Consider the following 23,870-nt stretch of genomic DNA (forward strand, 5'->3'; position numbering starts at 1 on the left):
TCGCTGCGGCAAAAGGCCTCGGTGACCACCTATCTTACCTGCAGCCTTGCCAAGACAAAGCAAGCCTTGGGGATTATCATGTCCCGCATTCTCTTTTGGTGACAGCGATATGACTGATCAGCGCAAAGGCAGCGATGCCGAACCCACCACTCACTTCGGCTTCAAGAACGTTCCGGAAAGCCAAAAAGCGGAAAAAGTCGCTGAGGTGTTCCACTCCGTCGCCGCCAAGTACGACCTGATGAACGACGTGCTCTCCGGCGGTATGCACCGCCTGTGGAAGCGCTTCACTATCGAGTTGTCGGGTGTGCGCACCGGCAACCGTGTGCTGGACATCGCCGGTGGCACCGGCGACCTGGCCGCCAAGTTCTCCAAGCTCGTCGGGCCGACCGGTCAGGTCGTGCTGGCAGACATCAACGGTTCGATGCTCAAGGTTGGCCGTGACCGCCTGCTCGACAAGGGTGTGGCCGGCAATATCGAATTCGTCCAGGCCGACGCTGAAAAGCTGCCGTTCCCCGACAACCATTTTGACTGCGTGACCATCGCCTTCGGCCTGCGCAACGTGACCCACAAGGAAGACGCGATCCGCTCGATGCTGCGCGTCCTCAAACCGGGCGGCCGCCTGTTGGTGCTGGAGTTCTCCAAGCCGACCAATGCGCTGATGTCCAAGGTCTACGACACCTACTCCTTCGCCTTCATGCCATTGATGGGCAAGCTGATCACCAATGACGCCGAAAGCTACCGCTACCTGGCCGAATCGATCCGCATGCACCCTGACCAGGAAACCCTGAAGTCGATGATGGTAGAAGCCGGTTTCGACCGTGTGACCTACCACAACATGACCTCGGGTATCGTCGCCCTGCACCGCGGCATCAAGCCCTGATGCTGCTCGCAGGCCTGCTCGCCAGCGTCGAACACGGCCTCAACCGTGTGCTGCGCCTGGACAGTACCGCCTTGGCGCGGCTCGCGCATTTAGAGGGCAAGGTCATTGCCGTCGACTGCACCAGCCCCGCCTTGCAGCTTTTTATCTTGCCCAGCGACGAAGGCCTGCTGCTGGCCAGCCAATGGGCCGCCGAAGCCGACTGCACTCTGCGCGCGCCGGCGTCGAGCCTGTTGCACCTGGCCCTGAGCCGCAACAAGACCGCCATCCTGCACAGCCCTGAAGTGGCGCTGGAAGGCGACAGCGCGGTGCTGATGGACTTGGCCGCCGTGCTGCAAGACCTGGAGCTGGACTGGGAATACGAGCTGTCCCGCTGGATCGGCCCCGTGGCCACCCAGTTGATAAGCGGGCACCTGCGCAGCCGCACGCGCTGGTACCAGCAAGGGTTTGCCAGCCTCAACCAGAACCTCGCCGAATACCTGAGCGAAGAATCGCGCACCCTGGTCGGGCAGCAGGAAGCGCAAGCGCGCTTTCGCGAACTCGACAAGGCCAAAATCGACCTGGAACGCCTTGAGGCGCGCTTCGAGCGCCTGAGCCGTTCCCTTGATCCAAGCGATAACGCATGAAGCTGCTCGCCGTCCGCCGTTTGTTTCGTATCCAGCGCGTCGTAATCCGCTACCGCCTCGATGACTTGCTGTTCGCCCTACCCTTGCCGTGGTTTCTGCTGGCGGTGCGCTATGTGCTGCCGTGGCGCTGGTTTCCGCGCAAGCAACTGGAGCTGAACCGCGGTGCGCGTCTGCGTCTGGCGCTTCAGGATTTGGGGCCGATCTTCATCAAGTTCGGGCAGATCCTCTCGACGCGCCGCGATCTGCTGCCCGAAGACATCGCCGACGAATTGATGCTGTTGCAGGACCGCGTACCGCCGTTCGATTCACAGCAGTCGATGAAACTGATCGAAGAACAGTTGGGCAAGAAGATCAGCGAGGTCTTCACCCGCTTCGACGTCGAGCCGCTGGCCTCGGCCTCCGTGGCACAAGTCCACGCGGCGCAGCTCAAGACTGGCGAAGAAGTGGTCGTGAAGGTCATTCGCCCAGGCCTGAAGCCGATCATCGGTCAGGACCTCGCGTGGTTGTTCATCCTCGCCCGCGCTGCCGAACGTTTCTCTGCCGACGCGCGCCTGCTGCACCCGGTGGACGTGGTCGCCGACTACGAAAAAACCATCTACGACGAACTCGACCTGCTGCGCGAAGCCGCCAACGCCAGCCAACTCAAGCGCAACTTCGAGGGCTCGCAGCTGCTGTACGTGCCGCAAGTGTATTGGAACTGGTGCCGCCCGAAAGTGCTGGTGATGGAGCGCATCTACGGCGTGCAGGTCACCGACCTCGCCACCCTGGCCGACCAGCGCACCGATATGAAGATGCTCGCCGAACGCGGTGTGGAGATCTTCTTCACCCAAGTGTTCCGCGATAGCTTCTTCCACGCCGACATGCACCCGGGCAACATCTTCGTCAGCACCGTCAACCCGTGGAGCCCGCAGTACATCGCGATCGACTGCGGCATCGTCGGCAGCCTTACCCCGGAAGACCAGGACTACCTGGCGCGCAACCTGTTCGCCTTCTTCAAGCGTGACTACCGCCGCGTGGCGCAGTTGCACATCGACTCAGGCTGGGTGCCGGCGGAAACCAAACTCAACGAATTCGAAGCAGCGATCCGCACCGTGTGCGAACCGATCTTTGAGAAACCGTTAAAAGACATCTCCTTTGGTCAGGTGCTGATGCGCCTGTTCCAGACCGCGCGGCGCTTCAATATGGAAGTGCAGCCGCAGTTGGTACTGCTGCAAAAAACCTTGCTCAACATCGAAGGCCTGGGCCGTCAGTTGTACCCGGACCTCGACCTGTGGAACACCGCCCAGCCGTTCCTCGAACGCTGGATGCGCGAGCGCATGAGCCCGAAAACCGTGTTGGGTAACCTGCACAGCCAAATGGAACAACTGCCGCACCTGGCCAACATGACTCGCGACTTGCTTGAGCGCATGTCCCAGCCCCATGCCAAGGACCCGGAACCGCCGTGGCGCAAGCGCAAGGATGACTGGTTCCTGCGCCTGCTCGGCGCCGCGCACCTGGTGGGCGGTGTGATGCTGGCCATTGGTGGGCCGTTGAATCAACTGGGCCACTGGCCTGCGGGGATCATGGTCGCCGTGGGTGTTTATCTGATCGTGCGTCGATAGCCAATCCGGTTATACACTGTCGCAAATTGCCGGAGCCGAACATGAAAGACTGGCTGGACGAGATCAAGTGGGACAGTGACGGCCTGGTGCCGGCCATTGCCCAGGACTACAAGACCGGGCGCGTGCTGATGATGGCGTGGATGAACCGCGAGGCCCTGAGCCTCACCGCCACTGAGCAGCGTGCCATTTACTGGTCACGTTCCCGTGGCAAACTGTGGCGCAAGGGCGAAGAGTCCGGGCACGTGCAGACCCTGCACGAGATGCGCATCGACTGCGACGCCGACGTGGTGATCCTCAAGGTCGAGCAGATCGGCGATATCGCCTGCCACACCGGCCGTCACAGTTGCTTCTATCGCGTGTTCGAGAACGGCGAGTGGAAAACCGTCGAACCGGTGCTCAAAGACCCGCACGCCATTTATTCCGCAGGACACTGACCATGAGCGATACCCTGAACCGCGTGGCCCAGGTGCTGGAAGACCGCAAAGGTGCGGACGCCGACAGCTCCTACGTCGCCAGCCTGTACCACAAGGGGCTGAACAAAATTCTGGAAAAGCTCGGCGAAGAATCCGTCGAGACCATCATCGCCGCCAAGGATGCGCAAATCAGCGGCGACTGCAGCGATGTCATCTATGAGACCGCCGACTTGTGGTTCCATAGCCTGGTCATGCTCGCCCAACTGGGGCAGCATCCACAGGCAGTGCTGGACGAACTGGACCGTCGCTTCGGCTTGTCCGGGCATGCCGAAAAGGCCTCGCGCCCGTCCGCTTGAATAACTAAGACTAGAGGATTTGCAGCATGGGCATTTTTGACTGGAAACACTGGATCGTCATTCTGGTGGTCGTGGTACTGGTGTTCGGCACCAAGAAACTCAAGAACCTGGGCACCGACGTGGGCGAGTCGATCAAGGGCTTTCGTAAAGCCATGAACGACGACGAAAAGCCTGCCGACCCCGCCGCCAATCCCGTACCGCCGGTCCAGCCTGTGCACCCGCAGGCCGCCCAGCCGATCACCGAGCGTCGCACCTTCGACGTGCAGGCTGAGAAAGTCGAAGAGCCGACCCGCAAAGACTCGTGAGCACTGAATAATGTTTGGTATCAGCTTCTCTGAACTGCTGCTCGTCGGCCTCGTGGCCCTGTTGGTACTGGGGCCGGAACGCCTGCCCGGTGCCGCGCGCACGGCCGGCCTGTGGATCGGGCGCCTGAAACGCAGTTTCAACGCGATCAAACAGGAAGTTGAACGGGAAATCGGCGCCGACGAGATCCGCCGCCAACTGCACAACGAGCACATTCTGTCGTTGGAGCAGGAAGCACGGAAGATTTTGTCCCCTGTCCAGGAGCCCGCCAAGCCGGTGGAGCCTGTGGCCGAGCACAGCATTGCGCCAGCGGTTGAGCCTACGCCCGCCGCCCCGACGCCTACCGCGCCAACCGAGCCTGCGCCGACGCCCGTTGCGTCGCCCGCGCCCCATGACCCTACATTGCCGCCGCGAGCCCCATGAGCGCTGATAAACCGGAAAACGACCAGCACATGCCGCTGGTCTCGCACCTCACCGAGCTGCGTACGCGCCTGCTGCGTTGCGTAGCGGCCATCTTCATCATCTTTGCCGGGCTGTTCGCCTTTACCCAGCAGATCTATACCTTCGTCTCCACGCCGCTGCGCCAGTACCTGCCGGCCGGCGCGACGATGATCGCCACGGATGTTTCATCGCCGTTCCTCACGCCGTTGAAACTGACGATGATGGTTTCGCTGTTCCTGGCGATCCCGGTGATCCTGCATCAGATCTGGGGCTTTATCGCGCCGGGCCTGTACAAGCACGAGAAGCGCATCGCGGTGCCGTTGCTGGTATCGAGCATCCTGCTGTTCTACACCGGCATGGCGTTCGCGTACTTCCTGGTATTTCCGTTGATCTTCAAGTTCTTCGCCGCTGCTACTCCGGCCGGCGTGGAGATGATGACCGACATCACCAGCTACCTCGACTTCGTGATGACGCTGTTCTTCGCCTTTGGCGTGGCCTTCGAAATCCCGGTGGCCGTGGTGCTGCTGGTGTGGATCGGCGTGGTCAACGTGGCCTACCTGAAGAAGATCCGCCCGTACGTGATCATCGGTTGCTTCGTGGTCGGCATGATCCTGACGCCGCCGGACATCTTCTCCCAGACCCTGCTGGCCGTGCCGATGTGGATGCTGTTCGAGATCGGCATCCTGTTCAGCGGTTTGATCAGCAAGCGTGGCGATCACCCGGATGACCAACCCGTCGACGACGAACAGCCGCCAGCGACCCAGCCGTGAACCTGCTGCTGCTTGAAGAGGCCGACTTTATTGCGGCCGACCGGGTGATCCTGCGCGATCGACGCCTGGTGCATATGCAGGAGGTCCACCGCGCCGCCGTAGGCGACAGCCTACGCGTGGGGCGCATCGGCGGGTTGATGGGCGTCGCGCAATTGTTGCGTCTGGAAGCCAGCGAAGCCGAGCTGCAAGTGAGCTTCGACCAACCGCCTCCAGCCAAGCTGCCCCTGACCTTGCTACTGGCCCTTCCCCGCCCGAAAATGCTGCGCCGGGTGCTGCAAACCGTTGCTGCCATGGGCGTGCCGAAGGTGGTGCTGGTCAATAGTTACCGAGTGGAAAAGAGCTTCTGGCAGACCCCGTTCCTGGAGCCCGAGGCGATACGCGAGCAACTGATCCTTGGCCTGGAACAGGCGCGGGACACGGTGCTGCCCGAGATCATCATCGAAAAGCGCTTCAAGCCATTCGTCGAAGACCGCCTGCCGGCCATGACCGAAGGCACCCTTGGCCTGATCGGCCATCCAGGCGATTACCCAGCTTGCCCCCGTGGGCTGGATGAGCCGGTTACCCTGGCCATCGGCCCGGAAGGCGGCTGGATCCCCTACGAAGTGGACCTATTGGCCAAGGCTGGCTTGCAGCCGGTACAACTCGGCGCACGGATCCTACGGGTTGAAACCGCCGTCACCGCCCTGCTCGCCCGCCTCTTCTAACAACGGCGCTGTCCCCTTGTGAGAGGGGCTCGCCCCCGATGACGGTTTGTCAGCTGATAAATATATCGACCGATCCCCCTATCGGGCGCAAGCCCCCGCCATTAGAGCTGCGTCGCTACAGAATCCCGGGCGCAGGCCGATAACTCCTGAATAAGTCCAAGCCTTGTTCCAGGGGAGTTCGCAGCATGTATCGTTGGTTAGCCGAAAAGCTGGGGAATGTCAGCGTCAAAACCAAGTTGGGCGTAGGTTTCGGCCTGGTGTTACTACTCACACTGATGATCACCTTCACCGGCTGGACCGGCCTGGGCGATGTGATCAGTCGCGGTGACAAGCTGGGCTTTATCTCCAGCCTCAATGGATTGACCAAGGACCTGCGCCTGGCTCGCCGGGACTATGAATTGCGCCATGGCGAACAAGGCCCAGGCGCGGTCAGCGAATTGCTGGACAAGCTCAATAGCGGCCTGAATAAAGCCCGCAACCTAATTGAACAACCCGCCGACGCGGCCCTGGTCGATGAACAGTTGGCCGCCGTGGACCAGTACAAGCGCGCATTCGGCGACATGGTGCAAGCCAGCGCCAACCGTGAAAACGCCCGCAGCAAGCTGGGAGATACCGCTGACAACGCGGTGCTCAAGATCAATGAGATCGAGAAGGCCCTGCTGCAAGGCGACAGCGTCACCCAGTTCAACACTGTGGTGGAAGCGAGCAAACTGATACAGCAGGCGCGCTTCCAAGTGCGCGGCTATACCTACAGCGGCAAGGTCGAAGCCGAGCAACCCGCACTGGATGCCATCGACAATGCCCTGAAGAAAATCACCAGCCTCAACGGCCAACTGCCTGAGCAATATTCGACCAACCTGCAACAGGCCAGCGTCTCGCTGCAAGCCTACCGCGCCGCTGTCAGCCAGTACCGCGACTCGCAGGTGGCCAGCGCTGCAGCCCTTAAAACCATGAGCGATCAAGGCGATCTGTTGCTCGGCCACAGCGACAAACTGACCCTCTCCCAAACCGTGGTGCGCGACACCGATGCCGCGCAAGCCAAGTCCCTGTTGCTGCTGGCAACTGTGCTGGCGTTGATCTTTGGTCTGGTGGCGGCCTGGGCGATCACCCGCCAAATCATTATCCCGCTGGACCAAACACTCAAGGTCGCCGAGCGCGTCGCCTCGGGTGACCTGAGCCACAACCTGACGTCTTTACGTCAGGACGAGCTGGGGCAGTTGCAGAGGGCTATGCAGAGCATGACCGTGGGCTTGCGCGAGTTGATCGGCGGCATCAGCGAGGGCGTGACCCAGATCGCCAGCGCTGCCGAGCAACTGTCGGCTGTCACCGAACAGACCAGCGCCGGGGTCAACAGCCAGAAGGTCGAGACCGACCAAGTAGCCACCGCCATGAACGAGATGGCCGCGACCGTGCAGGAAGTCGCGCGCAACGCCGAAGAAGCCTCTGAGGCCGCCGCAGCGGCTGACCAGCAGGCCCGCGAAGGCGACAAGGTGGTCGGTGAAGCCATCGCCCAGATCGAGCGCCTGGCCACTGAGGTCGGCAATTCCACAGTCGCCATGGGCGACCTTAAACGGGAAAGCGACAAGATCGGCAGCGTGCTCGACGTGATCAAATCCGTGGCCCAGCAAACCAACCTGCTGGCCCTCAACGCCGCAATCGAAGCCGCCCGCGCCGGTGAAGCCGGACGTGGCTTCGCGGTGGTGGCCGATGAAGTGCGTAGCCTGGCCCAGCGCACGCAGAAGTCCACCGAAGAGATCGAAGAGCTGATTGCCGGCCTGCAGAGCGGCACCCAACAGGTGGCGACCATCATGGACAACAGTCGCAGCCTCACCGACAGCAGCGTCGAGCTGACCCGCCGTGCCGGCAGCGCATTGGAGAACATCACCCGCACGGTCTCGACTATCCAGACGATGAACTCCCAGATCGCCACCGCCGCCGAACAGCAAAGCGCTGTGGCGGAAGAGATCAACCGCAGCGTGCTGAACGTGCGCGATGTCTCGGAGCAGACGGCTGCGGCCAGTGAAGAAACCGCCGCGTCGAGCACCGAACTGGCGCGCCTGGGCACGCATCTGCAAGCACTGGTGGGTCGCTTCCGAGTCTGACCTCCCTCCCCGCGCGGCGACCTGTCCTGGGTCGCCGCCTGCAATCTATGAAACTTCCTACACGTTTATCAGCCCCTCCCGATCTTCAAAGACACTAGCGTTCAGGTCAGTTCAGTGTGCTCACGCACTTGTCGGAGGTTAATCATGCTTCGTCGAATGACTCACCTGCTGGGTAACGCCAGTGTCACCCTCAAATTGGCCCTGGGCTTTGCCCTGGTACTGGCCCTGAGCCTTGTCATTGCCGTGACCGGCTGGCAAGCATTAGCGGCGTCCCTTTACCGATCACAAACGCTGAGCGTGCTGGCACAACTGGCGGTGGCTGGCGAAGAACTGCGCACCGACAGAATCCTCTATCGCACCCTGGACGACGCCGAAAGCCTCAGTCGATTGAGCGCGAGTATGGAGAAAGTCGACAAGGCCCTGGCGGAGCTGTCCAACCGACTTAAGGTGCCGAAAGCCATTCAATATCTGCAGGAGATGACGCGGATGTCTGCCACGTTCAAATCCACACTCAAGGGCGTGCCCGCGCTGGTGGAAAAACGCGAAAGTGCCCGGGAACAGCTGACACAGAGCACCACGCGGGCCGGCGATGTTCTGGCACAACTGGCTAGCGACTTGCCTGATCAGGAAGATGAAAAAGCCCTGGATGCCGTCGAAAACCTACGCCAGGCCATGGAACAGGCCGAGGACCGTGCCAAGAGCCCGGCTTGGGCTTCAAGTTCGCTGGATGCGTATGGACAAGCCGTGGTTGACGCAGAACGCAGCCTCGAACTCGCCCAGGCTGAAGTGGCCAAACTGGCGGTCGACAGTGACGCGATGAAAAACGCCGTGATCAGTATCCGCACCCAGCTGACCCGCCTTAAAGACACCCAACTCACGACCGAAAGTAGCCATAACCAGTTGGAGCAGCAGTTGGATCAGTTGCTCGCGCAGAGTGACCTCTTGAGCCAGGATCAGACCCAACGACGCGACAGAGAAGCCGACCAAGCCCGCATCCAGACCTTGGGTATTGCGGCTGCCGCGGTGCTCTTCGGCGCCTTGGCCGCCTGGGTGATTGCCGGACAAATCGTGCACCCGCTGCGCAAGGCGCTCATGGTGGCCAACCGCATTGCCGAGGGTGATCTGAGCAACGAAGTGCAGTCACAGCGCCGCGATGAGCTGGGCCAGTTGCAACGCAGCATGAGCCAAATGACGCTGAACCTGCGGGGGTTGGTTGGCAACATCAGCGACAACGCACGGCAAATCGCCAGCGCCGCCGAAGAGCTCTCTGCCGTCACTGAGCAAACCCGCGCCGGGGTGAATAATCAGCGCGATGAAACCGAGCAGGTGGCGACGGCCATGAACCAGATGCTGGCCACCGCCCAGGAAGTGGCGCGCCACGCCGAGCAAGCATCGATTGCCGCCGGCCAGGCCAATCAGCAGGCTGAACTGGGCGATCAGGTGGTCACGGATGCCGTGGCACAAATTGAACACCTGGCCCATGAGATGGCTCGCTCAAGCGAAGCCATGTTGGGGCTGCAACGGGAAAGCCAGAAAATCGGCAGCGTGCTGGACGTAATCAAGTCCGTGTCGCAGCAGACCAACCTGCTGGCGCTCAATGCCGCGATTGAAGCCGCACGGGCCGGTGAGGCAGGCCAGGGCTTCGCCGTGGTCGCCGATGAAGTGCGCAGCCTCGCCCGGCGGACCCAGCAGTCCGCCGAAGAAATCGAAGAGTTGATTGGTGGCCTGCACAGGGGCACCCAACAGGCGGCCGACATCATGGACTACAGCCGCACGCTGACCGACAACAGCGTCGGCCTGACTCGCAACGCCGGGGACGCCCTGACGGAGATCGCCCGCACCGTGGCCATCATCCAGGAAATGAACCCGCAGATTGCCGCAGCGGCCGAGGAGCAAAGCGCGGTGGCCGAAGAGATCAATCGCAGCGTCTTGAAGGTCCGCGATGCCTCGGAGCAAACCGCTGCCGCCAGCGAACAGACGGCGGCGGCGAGTATCGAGTTGGCGCGACTGGGAACGGATCTGCAGCAGTGCGTAGGGAGGTTCAAGATATGAACCTCCCGGTTTCAGTGGCCTTGGGCTTACAGAACCTGACGCAGGAACGCTTGGGCACGCGGGTCTTTTGGCGAATCAAAAAACTCGGCCGGTGCCGCATCTTCCAACAACTTGCCGTGATCGAAGAACAACACACGGTCCGCCACTTCGCGGGCGAAGCCCATTTCGTGGGTAACGCAGACCATCGTCATGCCTTCCAGAGCCAAGGTCTTCATCACGTCCAGCACTTCGCCGACCATTTCCGGGTCGAGGGCCGAGGTGGGCTCGTCGAACAGCATCACCTTGGGCTCCATCGCCAGCGCCCGGGCGATCGCCACCCGTTGTTGCTGGCCGCCGGACAGGCGTGATGGGAACTCGTTGGCCTTCTGTGCAATGCCGACCTTTTCCAGCAGGGCCAAGGCCTTGGCTTCGCGCTCTTGCTTGCCGCGCTTGCGCACGACTTTTTGCGCCAGGCACAGGTTCTCCAACACGGTCATGTGGGGGAACAGGTTGAAGTGCTGGAACACCATGCCGACTTCACGACGATAGGCGTTCACGTCGGTTTTCGGATCGGCCAGTTGCAGGCCGTCGATGCTCACCGAGCCCGAGTCGAACTCTTCCAGACCATTGAGGCAACGCAGGAAAGTCGACTTGCCGGAGCCGGACGGGCCGATCACCACCAGCACTTCTCCCTTGGCCACCTGGGTGGTCACATGGTCTACCGCACGCACTACATGACCACGGGTGTCGAAGACTTTTACCAGATCGCGGACTTCAATCACTTTGGGCGAGCCTCCGCTCAAGCCGGCTGGCCATTTTCGACAGCGGCAGGTTGATCAGCAGGTACAGGCCTGCGACGCAGAACAGGATTTCAAACGGCGAGAACGAGGTCGTGATGACTTCGCGACCGCTCTTGAGCAGTTCGGTAATGGCGATCACCGAGACCAGGGACGTGTCTTTCACCAAGCTGATGAATTGCCCTGCCAAGGGCGGCAGTACGCGCTTGAAGGCTTGCGGCAGCACCACATGGCGCATCGACTGGCTGGCACTCAGGCCCAAGGAGCGCGCGGCTTCGTTCTGCCCGCGGGTGATGGACTGCACGCCGGCGCGAACGATTTCGGCCACATAGGCGCCGGTGAACAGCGACAGCGCGGCGATCCCGGCAAATTCCCGTGACAGGTTGAGCACCGTGCCAATGAAGAAATAGAAAATGAAGATTTGCACCAACAGCGGGGTGCCACGTACCAGTTCGACGTAGATCGTCGACAGATCACGCAAGGTCGGGTTGTTGGAAAGTCGGCACAAACCGGTGGCAAGGCCAATCGCCAGGCCCAAAATCCCGGAAACCACCGACAGCCACAGCGTGGTCCACAACCCCCACATCAGCGGGCCCAACGCCCAATGACGATTCACACCAATGACATCGCCTTCGGCCACGTCATCACCGCGCGCCACTTGCAGACTGTTGTCGGCAACCGTCACCTTTTGCTCGTTGCCAGCGTCGTTGCGCAGGGTCACTTCGGCGACGTCGCCGTTACGAACCAGCTCAATGACGGTGGAGATGTCCGCTGCACGCTGTGCTTCTTCGGCCTGGTAGGCGAAGTATTGCGGCACGCGGTTCCAGCGCCATTCGTAGGACATCAGCGAGGTAGCGTAGTACAAGGCGCCGGCCAGGCCGACCAGCACGACCACGGTTAGCAGGTGCCAGGGCCATTGGGCTTTTTTCTGTTTCATTACTCGACATCCAAAAAATTCGAAGGCATGCGCCTTTGTGTAGTGAGCGGATTTGACCAGCGCTGGGAGGCAAGCCGCCCCAAAATCATGCGCCTCGGTCTTTCTGAAACACCGCTGCGTCTGGATTTAGGGCGGCTTCGCCCCCCAACGCGGGGCAAGCCCGCTCACTACAGGACAGCCTTTATTCCATGTCCTTGAGCCACTCTGAGCTCTTGAACCACTTGTCATGAATGCGATCGTAGGTGCCGTCGTTCTTGATCTGGTGCAGGAAGTTGTTGATGAAGTTGATGCTGTCGTAATCACCTTTCTTCAGGCCAAACGCCAATGGCTCGAAGGTGAAGGGTTCGTCCAGGAACACCAGCTTGCCGTTGCCGACTTTCTTCTCGGCAACCACGTTGTACGGTGCGTCATACACAAAGGCATCGGCCTTGCCGTTGACTACGTCCAGTACGCCTTCCTGCTCGTTGTCATAGCCGTGGTACTTGGCTTTGGAGATCAGCTTCTTGGCGACCATTTCACCGGTGGTGCCAAGCTTGGAGGTCAGGCGGTATTTCTCGTCGTTCAGGTCTTTGTAGGACTTGATGGTGCCTTCCAGGTCCTTGCGAATCAGCAGAGTCTGGCCGACCACGATGAAGGGTTCGCTGAAGTTCAGGCGCAGGTTGCGTTCCTGGGTCAGGGTCATGCCGCTGCCGATCATGTCGAATTTGCCGGTCAGGAACGCTGGGATGATGCCGTCATAACCCGTGGAAACCAGCTCCAGCTTGACGCCCATGGACTTGGCCATGGCCTTGAGGATGTCAACTTCGAAGCCGATGATCTCACCGCGCTTGTCTGTCATCTCGAACGGCATGTAGGTCGGATCCATGCCGACTTTCAGCGTGCCGCGCTTGACCGCATCGTCGATGGCGCCAGCCTGGGCCGCATTGGCCGCGACCAGCGCGGTGACGCCAAGCAGCAGCATCGAAAGATACTTTTTCATCATCAAGTCCCCTGAACGATTCTTATAAGGTCGGCGCGCAAAAAGGGCTGCACCATTTCGGGGTGCGATCCTAACCCACTCGTTGCCCGTCACAAAGGTTTCACGGGCAATTGTTATCAGGGTATGTAGGAAAAGACCCACGACGCTGCGGTCAACCGCAGGGGTAGACACTTGCGCAACCTGACACGGCAATGGGTTGATATGTAAGCAGTTATGACTTTCAGTCGAGTTCTGCCAGCCAGGTGGTGTCTTTGAACCACTTGTCATGCAGCCGATCATAGGTCCCATCCTGGGCCACCTGGTTCAAGAAATGGTTGATCCAGTTAATGCTGTCGAAATCGCCCTTTTTTACGCCAAACGCCAAGGGTTCGAATGTAAACGGTTGCTCCAGCGCCAGCAGCGTGCCGTTCTCCGCCCGGTTCACCGCGATCAGGTTGTAGGGTGCGTCATGGATAAAGGCATCGGCCTCCCCCGCCACGACCTGGCGAACCCCTTCCTCCGGCGTGGCAAAACTACTCAGTCGGGCCGCCCCCAAAAACCGTTGAGCCGCTGCTTTGCCGGTGGTGCCCTCAGTGACAGCGATTCTGTAGCCGGCATCGTCCAGGTCTTCAATACTGCTGACCTTGCCCGCCAGACGGGGGTGCAGCAGTACGCTCTGGCCCACCACGATGAAAGCGTCACTGAAGTTCAGCCTTAAGTTGCGCTCCTGAGTGACAGTCATACCACTGCCGATCAAGTCGAATTTTTTCGCCAGCAAGCCCGGCAACAGTTCGGTGTAGGGCATCACGACCAGTTCAAGTTCCACCCCCAGCGCCTGGCTCATCACGTTGAGCAGGTCAATTTCAAAGCCGACAATGCGCCCCTGTTTATCGGTCATTTCGAAAGGGATATAGGTGGGGGTGGTGCCAACCTTGAGCACACCACGCCGGACGGCGTCGTCAATCGCACCCGCGTGCACCTGGCTGATTTGAATCAATGCAGCAGCGCTGATAAGCAATGCCGAACAATACCTTTTGAGCATGAATCCCTCGCAGCCAAGAAAATTGGGGGGCGATCCTAACCTAGTCGCGGGCACGCAAATACGCCTCGGACGAGGGTCTTTTGTTTCGAAATAACAGGGCGTCAGGAAGACAAAGAAGAGGCGGGAAACGCTGTAGGACCAGCGCTTCGAACACCCCCGAGGTGAGCCCTCGGGGGTGTCTGAATCAGGCCGGTTGGGCCTGGGAGGACAGCGGTTGCAGCGGTAGCAACGGCGCGTGCGGGTCGGCCTTGATCGAATCACGCCAAGCGGCGAGCCACTCGGCATGTCCTTCGCTCCAGACCTGCTCGTGCAGGCGGGCAAGGGCCACCGGATCACTGAGCAACGCCAGACGCTCACCGTTGTTGAGGCCGGCCGGGCCGACTTTCAACGCGTGACGAACACGTTCGATACGCAGGTACTCGATAGGCTCAGCCTCACGGTGACGCGAAGTCGCCAGGGCGCAGGCCAGGGCGTTCTGCTGCGGATCAACCACCGAACGCACGAACCCGTCATTGAGGGCGTGCCAACGGTTTTCATGGGTGTACTTCTCCGTCGACAGCAGCGCTTGCGGCGGGTTGTACTCCTCAGGGATCAGGAACAGGCTCTCGTCACGGGACTTGAGACCCAGCTTGACCCGGCTGGAGATCACCGACACCGGGATCGACAGCATCAGCGAACCCACGATCGGCACCAGCCACCACAGGAAGCTTGGGTTCAGCCACACCACCAGCAGCGCCCACAGGAAGCCCAGCACGGTTTGCGGACCGTGCCGCTTGACCGCTTCACTCCACGGCGTGGAGTCGTCGTCACGCTGTGGCGAGTTCCAAGTCGCGGCCCAGCCGAGGAAAGCGGCAAGGACGAAACGGGTGTGGAAGATCATGCGCACAGGCGCCAGCAGCATTGAAAACAGCATCTCCAGCAGCATCGACAAGGTCACCTTGAACTTGCCACCGAACTCTTTCGCGCCCTTGGCCCAGATCAGGATGATGCTCAGCAACTTAGGCAGGAACAGCAACACGATGGTGGTGGAGAACAGCGCCACCGCCTTGTCCGGATGCCATTGCGGCCACAGTGGGTACAGCTGACGGGGAGCCATGAAGTACTGCGGCTCCATCAGCGTGTTCACCGCCAGCAAGGCTGTGGACAACACCAGAAACAGAAACCACAACGGTGCCGACAGGTAGGACATCACGCCGGTCAGGAACACCGCGCGGTGCACCGGGTGCATGCCTTTAACCAGGAACAGGCGGAAGTTCATCAGGTTACCGTGGCACCAGCGACGGTCACGCTTGAGTTCGTCCAGCAGGTTCGGCGGCAGTTCTTCGTAGCTGCCAGGCAGGTCGTAGGCAATCCACACGCCCCAGCCGGCACGGCGCATCAGCGCAGCTTCAACGAAGTCGTGGGACAGGATGGAGCCGGCGAACGCGCCTTTACCCGGCAACGGCGCCAGGGCGCAGTGCTCGATGAACGGCTTCATGCGGATGATCGCGTTGTGGCCCCAGTAGTGGGATTCGCCCAACTGCCAGAAGTGCAGGCCGGCGGTAAACAGCGGGCCGTACACACGAGTGGCGAATTGCTGCATGCGCGCATACAGGGTGTCCATGCCCGACGCACGGGGCGCGGTCTGGATAATCCCGGCATCCGGCGTGGCTTCCATCAAGCGCACCAGGCTGGTCAGGCATTCGCCGCTCATCACGGAGTCGGCGTCGAGCACGACCATGTACTTATAGTCACCGCCCCAGCGACGGCAGAAGTCGTCGAGGTTGCCGCTCTTGCGCTTTACGCGACGGCGACGGCGGCGATAGAAGATCTTGCCGAAACCACCGGCCTCGCGGCACACGTCGAGCCAGGCTTGCTGTTCGGCGATGCAGATGTCGGCGTCATTACTGTCGCTGAGCACGAAAAAGTCGAAGCGGTCCAGGTCACCGGTAGCGGCCACAGACTCAAACGTTGCACGCAAACCGGCGAATACACGCGGTACGTCTTCGTTGCAAATCGGCATCACCAGCGCGGTACGGGCGTCTTTCGGAATCGGCTCGTCGCCGGCACTTTTACCGGAGATACGGTATTTATCGTGTCCGGTAAGCAGTTCCAGAAAGCCCATCAAGGCGGTCCAGAAACCGGCCGACACCCAGCAGAACAAGATCCCGAACATGATCAGGATGCTGGTTTGCAGCGCGTAAGGCAGCACCTGAGTAGCGGTTTGCAGCAGGGTCTGGTTGCGGATCTCGTCGAAGTCAACCAGCGACCAGCCCTGGTACGGCATGATGCCTTTCATGTACCAGCCGGCAACGATGGTCTGACCAAGCATCAGCACCAGCAGGATGTAGCGACGGATCGAACCCACGGTACGCCAGCGCGCGGCCGGCAATACGCGCTCATCTTTCGGCGGTGCCGGCGGATTGCTGCGGCCGGTGAGGCGGCGCCAGCCGCGCACCAGGATATTGGTACGCCAAGGCTCCGGCACCACACGGGTGCGCCGAATCGGTGGCGTGGCCTTGAGGCACACGCGACCGCTGGCGTCGAGCGCCAGCATTTCGGCGTCTTGCAGCTCCTCGGCGGTGCTAAGGGTCAAGCGGCGGCCAACCGACGCCTGGGCGGCGTCGACGGGCGCGTCAAAGGTTGCGGACGACAAACGCTCGTGCAACTCGGTGAAGGATGTGCAGCCCGCCAGTTCGGCGCGCTGCTCAGCGGTCATCGGGAGATGCGCCAGATACTCGGACAGAGTTTCTGGCTGGACTTGAGAATTACTCATCGGCAGGCAACTGATAGCTCCAGGTTTCGGTCAGGACTTGCTCGGTCTTGATCGGCTCCGGTGTGGCTGGGGCAGCTTCTGGCTGCTTGGCTTCCTTGTCTTTCGCGTCTTTCTTGGCCTGTTTCTCGTGTTGCTTGGCCAGGACCTTGTCAGCCTTGAGCACCTGGGTCGAAACCTTCTCCGGCTCTGGCTGCGGGATATCCTGAACCAGGGCAGCACGCATTTCGGTCGGTTTGCCTGCGTCTTTGATCTTCATGCGCAGGGTCAAACGCCAGCCTTTGGTGTGTTCGTTGTAACGCACGCTGTTTTCTACCACTTCAGCGTTGTCACCCACGCTCACCTGGCTGCGCACCGGGGCGTCCGGCAGGAGTTTCTTCAGGGACGGGCCTTCAAAGTCCACCAGGTAGGCGACGCTGCCATCAGGCTGACGGATCAGGTTGGACTGTTTCACATCACCCGTGGAACGCAGGGTCTGCTTGACCCAAGCGCTGTCCGGCGAGTGGAACGCGGCGTCGTCCAGAGTCCAGTGCAGGCGGTAGGCGACTTCCAGCGGCTCGCCGACTTTCGGCAGTACAGCCGGGCTCCAGAAGGCAACGATGTTGTCGTTGGTTTCGTCGGCGGTCGGGATCTCGACCAGATCGACGGAACCCTTGCCCCAATCACCTTCAGGCTCGATCCAGGCGCTTGGGCGCTTGTCGTAGTTGTCGTCCAGGTCTTCGTAGTGGCTGAAGTTACGGCCGCGTTGCAGCAGGCCGAAACCACGCGGGTTCTCTACGGTGAAGTTGCTGACCGACAGGTGTTTAGGATTGTTCAGTGGGCGCCAGATCCACTCACCGTTACCGGCATGGATCGACAGACCGCTGGAGTCGTGCAGTTCGCGACGGTAGTTGAGCACCTTGGACGGCTGGTTTGCGCCGAACAGGAACATGCTCGTCAGCGGTGCGACGCCCAACTTACTGACGTTGTCGCGCAGGAACATCTGGGATTTCACATCGACAACGGTGTCGGTGCCCGGACGCAGGATCAGGCGATAGGCGCCGGTCGCACGAGGGGAATCGAGCAGGGCAAAGATCACCAGGTGCTTGTCACCCGGTTTTGGACGTTCGATCCAAAACTCGGTAAAACGCGGGAACTCTTCACCAGACGGCAGCGCAGTATCGATCGCCATGCCACGGGCGGACAGGCCATACACCTGGTCCTTGCCGACGACACGGAAATAGCTCGCGCCGAGCATGGTCATGATTTCGTCTTGCTTGTCGCTCTTATTGATCGGGAACAAGACACGGAAACCGGCATAACCCAGTTGTTCGGTTGCTTTCGGATCAAACTTCACATCGCCGAAATCGAAACGCGACGGGTCGTATTTGATTTCCTGCACGCTGTCAGCGGTGACTTCGTTGATTTTCACCGGTGTATCGAAATGCATACCCTGGTGATAGAAGGACAGCTTGAACGGGGTGTTCTGATCGGCCCATTCGGCTTTTTCGTTGCGGAAACGAATCTTCTGGTAGTCCGCGAACTTCATTTCGCGAAATTCGTTCGGCAGATTGCTGCGCGGAGCTTCGTATTTCTGCCCAGCCAGCTCTTTTGCCTTGGCCGACACATCATCCAGACTGAATGCCCACAGCTGACCCGCGCCGAACAGGCAAAACAGGGCTGAGCCCGTTACCAGTGCGTTTCGTAACCGTTTGGCAGACAATTTTGGTGCATTACAGGGACTAACAATCACGAGCAACCCTCGCCGAAAACAGATCAAAAAACCAACGGCCAGCTATCTATATGCCAGGTTGGCGAGCATTGTTCCGACTCCCCTGGGTCAAAATGATTCCCCAATGGATGTCGGACAAGTCTCTACCTAAATCAAAAATGGACCAAACAACGCTGATCCCCGTAGCGCGCGATTATCTAGTAGCCCGCGAGACAACGCATCAGGGGCAGCGAAGTATTTGTAGCGAAATCCTGCGTTTTTAGGCATTAAAAGTCGTTTTTAATACATTCAGGTCTGTAACAGAAAGGTCACAGGGCCATCATTGACCAAATGCACCTGCATATCGGCACCAAAACGCCCCGACGCCACCTTGCCATGCAATTGTTGCGCTTGTACCAGCAGGTGATCAAAAAGCGCCGCTCCCAGGGCCGGCGGGGCCGCTGTGGAGAAGCTTGGCCGCAGCCCGCTCTTGGTATCCGCCGCCAACGTAAACTGCGACACCAGCAGCAAACCACCGCCGATGTCCTTGAGCGACAGGTTCATCTTGCCCTCGTCGTCGCTGAACACACGGTAGTTGAGCAATTTGTGCAGCAACTTATCGGCGCTCTCCGGCGTATCTGAAGGCTCAACGGCCACCAGTACCAGCAATCCCTGGTCGATGGCACCGACGACTTCACCCTCGACCTCGACACGGGCGCCACACACCCGTTGCAACAGGCCCTTCATGCTTCTTCTGGCGGTAGATCAAGCAGGCGCCGTGCCATCTCACCGGTCGCGCGCACCAATGCATCGGTAATGCCGGGCTCGGACGCCGCATGGCCCGCCTCGCGGATCACCTGCAGTTCGCTGTTCGGCCAAGCCTGATGCAGCTCCCACGCGTTATCCAGCGGACAGATCATATCGTAGCGGCCGTGGATAATTACGCCAGGCAGATGGGCGATCTTGTGCATATCGCGAATCAGCTGGTTGGGTTCCAGAAAGGAATTATTGGTGAAGTAGTGGCATTCAATCCGCGCGATGGACAGGGCGCGCTGCGGCTCGGAAAAACGCTCCACATGCTGTGGGCTTGGGCACAGGCCCAGCATGCGACCTTCCCAGCCGGACCAGGCTTTGGCCGCGTGCATCTGGGCGATCTGGTCGTTACCGGTCAGGCGCTTGTGGTAGGCGGCAATCATATCGTGACGCTCGTCCGCAGGAATCGGCGCGAGGTAGTCCTGCCAGTAATCCGGGAACAAGCGGCTGGCGCCGGTTTGGTAGAACCATTCGATGTCCTGCGGTCGGGCCAGGAAAATGCCGCGCACGATCAGGCCATGCACACGCTCAGGGTGGGTTTGCGCGTAGGCCAGAGCCAGGGTCGAGCCCCAAGAGCCGCCGAACAACACCCATTTGTCGATGCCCAGGTGCTCGCGGATACGCTCAAGGTCGGCCACCAAGTCCCAGGTGGTGTTGTTTTCCAGACTGGCGCGGGGCGTGGAGCGCCCGCAACCACGCTGGTCGAAGGTGACAATGCGGTACAGATTAGGATCGAAATAGCAGCGACTCTGGGCGTCGCAACCGGAACCAGGGCCCCCGTGGATAAAGACGACAGGCAAGCCTTCGGGGGAGCCACTTTCATCGACATACAGGGTGTGGGTGTCATCGACTGCCAGATCGTGCCGGGCGTAGGGTTTGATCTGCGGGTACCAAGTCTGCATTGCGCGCTCCGTAGGGGGTCGGGTTCATCCCTGAGGGGACGTCTTTTATTTTGCCGTCTGGCACTATAAACCCGAATTGTGCAATGAGCATGTCCTTGAGCGCTTAGACCTGTGTCAGCCCTTCGCCCTGCAGGTAATTCAGCAGATAGTCGAACAATTGGTCCACCTCCGCCACTTGGCCTCGTGCGCGCAAACAGCCATGGACCAGGCCCTTTCCCGGATAAAGCACCGTGGTCACGCCCGCCGCTTGCAGTCGCTCGGCATACAACATGCCGTCGTCGCGCAACGGGTCGAATTGGGCGACGGCGATCAATGCCTTGGGCAATCCACAGTAATCCTGGGCCAGCAGCGGCATGGCATAGGGTGAATCCTTGCCCGATCCGCGCAGGTAAAGCGCCAGGTAGTGCTCCGCATCAGAGGTGCTGAGCAAGGGTGCGGCCATGCAATCTCGGCGCGAGGGTAAGTCAGCCGTGCCACCAAGGCCGGGGTAAATCAACATTTGGGCGCGGGGCAACGGTTCACGGGCGTCGCGCAGCCCCAGGCACAGCGCAGCGGCCAGATTGCCACCGGCACTGTCACCCATCACGACAATACGTTTCAGGTTAATGGCGTGCGGCCCCTCCCCCGACTGGATCGCCCGCCACACGGCGCGGCAATCTTGATAGGCCGCGGGGAACGGGTGTTCCGGGGCAAGGCGGTAGTCGATGGCGATCACCAAAACGTTCAACGCACTGGCCAATTCGAAGCAAATAAAGTCGTGGGAATCCAGGCCGCCGACTACCCATCCGCCGCCGTGCATATAAAGGAGGCAGGGCCAACCATCGGCCGGTGGGGCTGACGGGGGGAGGTAGCTGCGCACGCCAACGCCTGCGAGGGGAAAGTCAGACACCTGCAAGCCGTCCGGCATGGGTGGGGTGAACGCTTGGCACATGCGCTCGTAGCTCTGGCGTATGCCGGCCAGCGATGGATCGTCGCCGGTGAAGGAAGCGGTCTTTTCGACGAAGGCGGCAAGCCGTGGGGAAATTGGGTACATGCACAATGATCTCTAGCACAGCAGGTTCAAGGAGGAAGGGACTGCATTTGGCTTAGGGTTTGAGGCTTGCCAGCACTGCCGCCACGCCATCGCGGCCATCAAACGCTTTAACACCTGCCAGCCAGCGCTGCAAATCCTGCGGATGGTCGCGCAACCACTGTTTAGCCACGTCCTGGGGCGACTGGCGCGCCATGATCGGCACCATCAACTGGCTCTCTTGGGCAGCGGTGAAGGTGAGGTTTTCCAAGAGTCGATGGACATTTGGGCAGCGTTCGGCAAAGTCCGGCGCCGTCACGGTGGAGACGGTAGCGCGGCCTTCGTCGAGACCGAATACGTCTTCGCTGCCGGTGAGGTAGGTCATTTTCATATTGAGGTTCATCGGGTGCGGGGTCCAACCGACAAACACCACGAACTCCTTGCGATTTACAGCGCGCTGCACCGCCGCCAACATCCCCGCCTCACCGGAGGCCACCAGTTTGAAGCCGCCGAGGCCGAAGCGGTTGGTGTCGACCATTTTCTGAATATCAGTATTGGCACCGCTGCCGGGCTCGATACCGTAGAGTTTGCCACCCAGTTGGTTCTTGAATCGGGCAATGTCGGAGAAGGTCCTCAACCCGGCATCGGCCACGTATTGCGGCACGGCCAGGGTAGCTTGGGCGTCGGCGAGGCTCGGCGTGTCGAGCACCTTGACCTGTTTGGCCGCCAGGAAGGGGGCGATGTTGTTGTCCATCGCCGGTTTCCAGTAGCCAAGAAAGATATCCAGGCGCTTATCGCGGATGCCGGCAAAGATAATCTGCTGCACCGCACTGGTCTGTTTGCTGTCGTAGCCCAAACCGTTGAGCAGCACGTCAGCCATGCCGGAGGTGGCGACCACATCGGTCCAACTGACCACGCCCATTCGGATGGACTTGCAGGAGGCCGGCTCGGCCGCCATGGCTTGCGCACTGAGCAGTACGGCGCCGGTGAGGGTCAACAGATAGCGGTTGAATAGTCGTTTCATGAAAGCGGTCTCACTCGGCAGTTTTTATTGTGGGGAGTGGCATCTGATGCGCCGTATCCACAACCTTACCCAGCAAGACCTCGATAAACACGACCGGGTGCGACCGGCAGTTGCACTGTGTCGACTGTCAGCGTCATCGGCTCGGACCGTTGCGTGATAAATGAGCGGTTCGAACACTGCCCTCTACGGTGCTCTGGAACCACGCCAATGAATAGTTAATCGCTCTTAATTCAAAAGCTGATAACCACCCACGCTGAAATGACTACTTCACCTAAAAAACTGTCATATATAACAGTAGAGCAACTCTCAGGGGCGTCTTTACTGTTTACGGAAAGACACTGACTTTCCGGAGAGCAATAATGACCACGCCAACGTACCCGAGCAATAAACCCATAACTGAGATCTTTGAAGCAACAGTGCAATACGCAAACGAGAAAGACATTTTTCTCGCCAATAAAATCAACATCGCGCTGATCAAAGATAATTCAGGTAGCAGCTGCTGGATGATAGCGGCATTTCAGGACATCTCCGAAATAAACAAGAAACCTCATGAAATACGCGCGATACACATTTACCTGCCCAGATATCAGCTACACGGTAGGGTCGAGATGTTCCCAGCTCTTCCCCCTGAGGGGCCGATTATAAACAGTGCAAGCTATTTTAGAATTGTGAACATTGACTATGAGAAGAAAAAGTCAGACGAACTCATCTACCTGGGTAAAACAGGGGTGATCAAATACGAATGGAGTAATGACTTTAAAACCATTGAGGGCAACATTGACCTCAACACACTCGATGAGAACAAAGCCCCCATTAATATCAATGGCCACTTTTACCTTTCAAACAGCGGACAACACTCCATCTGATAGCTGAAAAATACAGGTGCGCGTTCTGAGCAGGAAATCGCATCTGTATTTTTTCATTTAATAGTGCCCACGTCCCCAGACCAAAAAACCTTCCAGCAACTGCTTCAACACCACCCGCGTCGGCTCAGCCAAATCCGCGCGATAACGGAACGGCTCGAACTCCTCCATATAAGTGCTCTGGCACAACTCCAACTGCACCGCATGAATATCCTGCGCCGGGTCGCCGTAATGCCGGGTGATATGGCCGCCCTTGAAGCGCCCGTTCAGCACATGGGTGTACTGCGGATGGGCGGCGCAGATGGCTTCCAGCTGGCTGGCCAGTTCGGGATCGCAGGCGGCCCCGTTAAAGGTGCCGAGGTTGAAGTCCGGCAGTTTGCCGTCGAACAGGTGCGGGATCACCGAGCGGATCGAGTGGGCGTCGAACAGCAGCGCGTAGCCGAACTCGGCCTTGAGCCGCGCCAGTTCCTCTTGCAGCGCGCGGTGATACGGGCCCCAGATCTTTTGCAGGTAAGTGGCGCGTTCTGCCTCGCTGGGCTCCAGGCCTTCACGAAACAACGGCACACCCTCAAATAGCGTGGCCGGGTACAAGCCGGTGGTGGCGCCGGCGTACAGCGGCTTGTCGTCGGACGGCCGGTTGAGGTCGATGACAAAGCGCGAGTACTCCGCCGAGAGAGTGCTGGCGCCGAGCTCTTCGGCAAAGTCATACAGCGTGGGGATATGCCAATCGGTGTCCGGCAGGCTTTGCGCCTCGGGGATCAACCCGGCTTCGACCGCAGGTGTCAAACGCACGCCGGCGTGGGGCATGCTGATCAGCAGCGGGGTGCGGCCTTGTTTGAAATTCAGAACCTTATCCACA

23 protein-coding genes and 1 pseudogene are annotated in these 23,870 nt (G+C 60.0%); 13 read left to right on the forward strand and 11 right to left on the reverse strand.

What is annotated here, in order from left to right:
- The first annotated feature begins 109 nt into the window (after positions 1-109).
- The 12 genes and pseudogenes from ubiE to G9Q84_RS17830 all read left to right on the forward strand — a co-directional run bounded on the left by ubiE (position 110) and on the right by G9Q84_RS17830 (position 10,245).
- Positions 110-880 (forward strand): bifunctional demethylmenaquinone methyltransferase/2-methoxy-6-polyprenyl-1,4-benzoquinol methylase UbiE, encoded by a 771-nt coding sequence (ubiE, locus tag G9Q84_RS17780; protein ID WP_003171186.1) that lies wholly within the window; start codon positions 110-112, stop codon positions 878-880.
- On the forward strand, positions 880-1,503 hold the full coding sequence (locus G9Q84_RS17785; protein ID WP_095186134.1) for a ubiquinone biosynthesis accessory factor UbiJ: 624 nt from the start codon (positions 880-882) through the stop codon (positions 1,501-1,503). The genes ubiE and G9Q84_RS17785 overlap by 1 nt, the downstream gene beginning before the upstream one ends.
- Positions 1,500-3,104 (forward strand): ubiquinone biosynthesis regulatory protein kinase UbiB, encoded by a 1,605-nt coding sequence (gene ubiB, locus G9Q84_RS17790; RefSeq protein WP_181643796.1) that lies wholly within the window; start codon positions 1,500-1,502, stop codon positions 3,102-3,104. The genes G9Q84_RS17785 and ubiB overlap by 4 nt, the downstream gene beginning before the upstream one ends.
- A gap of 41 nt (positions 3,105-3,145) precedes the next feature.
- A complete protein-coding gene (gene hisI / locus G9Q84_RS17795; RefSeq protein ID WP_032890216.1) occupies positions 3,146-3,538 on the forward strand; it encodes a phosphoribosyl-AMP cyclohydrolase in 393 nt (130 codons plus the stop codon).
- A gap of 2 nt (positions 3,539-3,540) precedes the next feature.
- The gene (locus G9Q84_RS17800) at positions 3,541-3,873 is read left to right on the forward strand and encodes a phosphoribosyl-ATP diphosphatase (RefSeq protein WP_003209299.1); all 333 of its coding nucleotides are present in this window, start codon (positions 3,541-3,543) and stop codon (positions 3,871-3,873) included.
- A 26-nt stretch (positions 3,874-3,899) separates the two neighbouring features.
- Positions 3,900-4,178 (forward strand): twin-arginine translocase TatA/TatE family subunit, encoded by a 279-nt coding sequence (locus G9Q84_RS17805; RefSeq protein WP_032890214.1) that lies wholly within the window; start codon positions 3,900-3,902, stop codon positions 4,176-4,178.
- 10 nt (positions 4,179-4,188) lie between these two features.
- Positions 4,189-4,599, forward strand: coding sequence for a Sec-independent protein translocase protein TatB (gene tatB / locus G9Q84_RS17810; RefSeq protein ID WP_095186135.1), 411 nt, complete (start codon positions 4,189-4,191; stop codon positions 4,597-4,599).
- The gene (gene tatC, locus G9Q84_RS17815) at positions 4,596-5,387 is read left to right on the forward strand and encodes a twin-arginine translocase subunit TatC (protein WP_032890209.1); all 792 of its coding nucleotides are present in this window, start codon (positions 4,596-4,598) and stop codon (positions 5,385-5,387) included. The genes tatB and tatC overlap by 4 nt, the downstream gene beginning before the upstream one ends.
- Positions 5,384-6,091: a 16S rRNA (uracil(1498)-N(3))-methyltransferase gene (locus G9Q84_RS17820; RefSeq protein WP_099602006.1), complete on the forward strand. Its 708-nt coding sequence runs from the start codon at positions 5,384-5,386 to the stop codon at positions 6,089-6,091. Before tatC ends, G9Q84_RS17820 begins: the two co-directional genes overlap by 4 nt.
- Positions 6,092-6,366: 275 nt before the next feature.
- Positions 6,367-7,335, forward strand: a pseudogene (locus tag G9Q84_RS29860) (methyl-accepting chemotaxis protein); the annotation flags it as partial.
- A 144-nt stretch (positions 7,336-7,479) separates the two neighbouring features.
- Entirely contained in the window at positions 7,480-8,193 is a 714-nt protein-coding gene (locus tag G9Q84_RS29865) for a methyl-accepting chemotaxis protein (RefSeq protein ID WP_371854030.1), read from the forward strand.
- Between the two features lie 144 nt (positions 8,194-8,337).
- Positions 8,338-10,245: a methyl-accepting chemotaxis protein gene (locus tag G9Q84_RS17830; protein ID WP_181643797.1), complete on the forward strand. Its 1,908-nt coding sequence runs from the start codon at positions 8,338-8,340 to the stop codon at positions 10,243-10,245.
- A gap of 26 nt (positions 10,246-10,271) precedes the next feature.
- Here G9Q84_RS17830 and G9Q84_RS17835 read toward each other — a convergent pair whose 3' ends face one another.
- From G9Q84_RS17835 to choX, 10 genes are all read right to left on the reverse strand, one after another.
- On the reverse strand, positions 10,272-11,006 hold the full coding sequence (locus G9Q84_RS17835) for an amino acid ABC transporter ATP-binding protein (RefSeq protein ID WP_032890203.1): 735 nt from the start codon (positions 11,004-11,006) through the stop codon (positions 10,272-10,274).
- The gene (locus tag G9Q84_RS17840) at positions 10,999-11,958 is read right to left on the reverse strand and encodes an amino acid ABC transporter permease (protein WP_032890201.1); all 960 of its coding nucleotides are present in this window, start codon (positions 11,956-11,958) and stop codon (positions 10,999-11,001) included. Before G9Q84_RS17840 ends, G9Q84_RS17835 begins: the two co-directional genes overlap by 8 nt.
- Before the next feature lie 181 nt (positions 11,959-12,139).
- Entirely contained in the window at positions 12,140-12,937 is a 798-nt protein-coding gene (locus G9Q84_RS17845; RefSeq protein WP_032890199.1) for a transporter substrate-binding domain-containing protein, read from the reverse strand.
- 220 nt (positions 12,938-13,157) lie between these two features.
- Positions 13,158-13,958, reverse strand: a complete 801-nt coding sequence (locus tag G9Q84_RS17850) for a transporter substrate-binding domain-containing protein (RefSeq protein WP_032890197.1) — start codon at positions 13,956-13,958, stop codon at positions 13,158-13,160.
- Between the two features lie 184 nt (positions 13,959-14,142).
- Positions 14,143-16,713, reverse strand: a complete 2,571-nt coding sequence (mdoH, locus tag G9Q84_RS17855) for a glucans biosynthesis glucosyltransferase MdoH (protein ID WP_032890196.1) — start codon at positions 16,711-16,713, stop codon at positions 14,143-14,145.
- A complete protein-coding gene (locus tag G9Q84_RS17860; RefSeq protein ID WP_032890634.1) occupies positions 16,706-18,442 on the reverse strand; it encodes a glucan biosynthesis protein G in 1,737 nt (578 codons plus the stop codon). Before G9Q84_RS17860 ends, mdoH begins: the two co-directional genes overlap by 8 nt.
- Positions 18,443-18,709: 267 nt before the next feature.
- Complete coding sequence (dtd, locus tag G9Q84_RS17865; RefSeq protein ID WP_099602003.1) at positions 18,710-19,147, reverse strand: D-aminoacyl-tRNA deacylase; 438 nt, start codon at positions 19,145-19,147, stop codon at positions 18,710-18,712.
- Entirely contained in the window at positions 19,144-20,115 is a 972-nt protein-coding gene (pip, locus tag G9Q84_RS17870) for a prolyl aminopeptidase (protein WP_032890191.1), read from the reverse strand. The genes dtd and pip overlap by 4 nt, the downstream gene beginning before the upstream one ends.
- A 103-nt stretch (positions 20,116-20,218) precedes the next feature.
- The gene (locus G9Q84_RS17875; RefSeq protein ID WP_181643798.1) at positions 20,219-21,148 is read right to left on the reverse strand and encodes an alpha/beta hydrolase; all 930 of its coding nucleotides are present in this window, start codon (positions 21,146-21,148) and stop codon (positions 20,219-20,221) included.
- A gap of 52 nt (positions 21,149-21,200) precedes the next feature.
- Positions 21,201-22,148 (reverse strand): choline ABC transporter substrate-binding protein, encoded by a 948-nt coding sequence (gene choX / locus G9Q84_RS17880; protein ID WP_181643799.1) that lies wholly within the window; start codon positions 22,146-22,148, stop codon positions 21,201-21,203.
- Positions 22,149-22,507: 359 nt separating this feature from the next.
- Between choX and G9Q84_RS17885 the strand changes: the two genes are divergently transcribed.
- Positions 22,508-23,014: a hypothetical protein gene (locus G9Q84_RS17885; RefSeq protein ID WP_181643800.1), complete on the forward strand. Its 507-nt coding sequence runs from the start codon at positions 22,508-22,510 to the stop codon at positions 23,012-23,014.
- A gap of 57 nt (positions 23,015-23,071) precedes the next feature.
- Here the strand turns inward: G9Q84_RS17885 and hutG are convergent, their stop codons facing one another.
- Entirely contained in the window at positions 23,072-23,869 is a 798-nt protein-coding gene (gene hutG, locus G9Q84_RS17890; protein WP_181640254.1) for an N-formylglutamate deformylase, read from the reverse strand.
- Position 23,870: the final 1 nt, after the last annotated feature.

This window comes from Pseudomonas sivasensis (assembly GCF_013778505.1).
GTDB lineage: Bacteria > Pseudomonadota > Gammaproteobacteria > Pseudomonadales > Pseudomonadaceae > Aquipseudomonas > Aquipseudomonas sivasensis.

Excerpts from the sequence above, each read along its gene's own strand:
- G9Q84_RS17785 (WP_095186134.1), top strand. The coding sequence starts at position 880 with ATGCTGCTCGCAGGCCTGCTCGCCAGCGTCGAACACGGCCTCAACCGT.
- G9Q84_RS17850 (WP_032890197.1), bottom strand. The coding sequence starts at position 13,958 with ATGCTCAAAAGGTATTGTTCGGCATTGCTTATCAGCGCTGCTGCATTG.
- G9Q84_RS17800 (WP_003209299.1), top strand. The coding sequence starts at position 3,541 with ATGAGCGATACCCTGAACCGCGTGGCCCAGGTGCTGGAAGACCGCAAA.
- ubiE (WP_003171186.1), top strand. The coding sequence starts at position 110 with ATGACTGATCAGCGCAAAGGCAGCGATGCCGAACCCACCACTCACTTC.
- choX (WP_181643799.1), bottom strand. The coding sequence starts at position 22,148 with ATGAAACGACTATTCAACCGCTATCTGTTGACCCTCACCGGCGCCGTA.
- dtd (WP_099602003.1), bottom strand. The coding sequence starts at position 19,147 with ATGAAGGGCCTGTTGCAACGGGTGTGTGGCGCCCGTGTCGAGGTCGAG.
- G9Q84_RS29865 (WP_371854030.1), top strand. The coding sequence starts at position 7,480 with ATGAACGAGATGGCCGCGACCGTGCAGGAAGTCGCGCGCAACGCCGAA.
- G9Q84_RS17840 (WP_032890201.1), bottom strand. The coding sequence starts at position 11,958 with ATGAAACAGAAAAAAGCCCAATGGCCCTGGCACCTGCTAACCGTGGTC.
- hisI (WP_032890216.1), top strand. The coding sequence starts at position 3,146 with ATGAAAGACTGGCTGGACGAGATCAAGTGGGACAGTGACGGCCTGGTG.
- G9Q84_RS17830 (WP_181643797.1), top strand. The coding sequence starts at position 8,338 with ATGCTTCGTCGAATGACTCACCTGCTGGGTAACGCCAGTGTCACCCTC.
- tatB (WP_095186135.1), top strand. The coding sequence starts at position 4,189 with ATGTTTGGTATCAGCTTCTCTGAACTGCTGCTCGTCGGCCTCGTGGCC.
- pip (WP_032890191.1), bottom strand. The coding sequence starts at position 20,115 with ATGCAGACTTGGTACCCGCAGATCAAACCCTACGCCCGGCACGATCTG.
- G9Q84_RS17845 (WP_032890199.1), bottom strand. The coding sequence starts at position 12,937 with ATGAAAAAGTATCTTTCGATGCTGCTGCTTGGCGTCACCGCGCTGGTC.
- G9Q84_RS17885 (WP_181643800.1), top strand. The coding sequence starts at position 22,508 with ATGACCACGCCAACGTACCCGAGCAATAAACCCATAACTGAGATCTTT.
- ubiB (WP_181643796.1), top strand. The coding sequence starts at position 1,500 with ATGAAGCTGCTCGCCGTCCGCCGTTTGTTTCGTATCCAGCGCGTCGTA.
- mdoH (WP_032890196.1), bottom strand. The coding sequence starts at position 16,713 with ATGAGTAATTCTCAAGTCCAGCCAGAAACTCTGTCCGAGTATCTGGCG.
- tatC (WP_032890209.1), top strand. The coding sequence starts at position 4,596 with ATGAGCGCTGATAAACCGGAAAACGACCAGCACATGCCGCTGGTCTCG.
- G9Q84_RS17875 (WP_181643798.1), bottom strand. The coding sequence starts at position 21,148 with ATGTACCCAATTTCCCCACGGCTTGCCGCCTTCGTCGAAAAGACCGCT.
- G9Q84_RS17805 (WP_032890214.1), top strand. The coding sequence starts at position 3,900 with ATGGGCATTTTTGACTGGAAACACTGGATCGTCATTCTGGTGGTCGTG.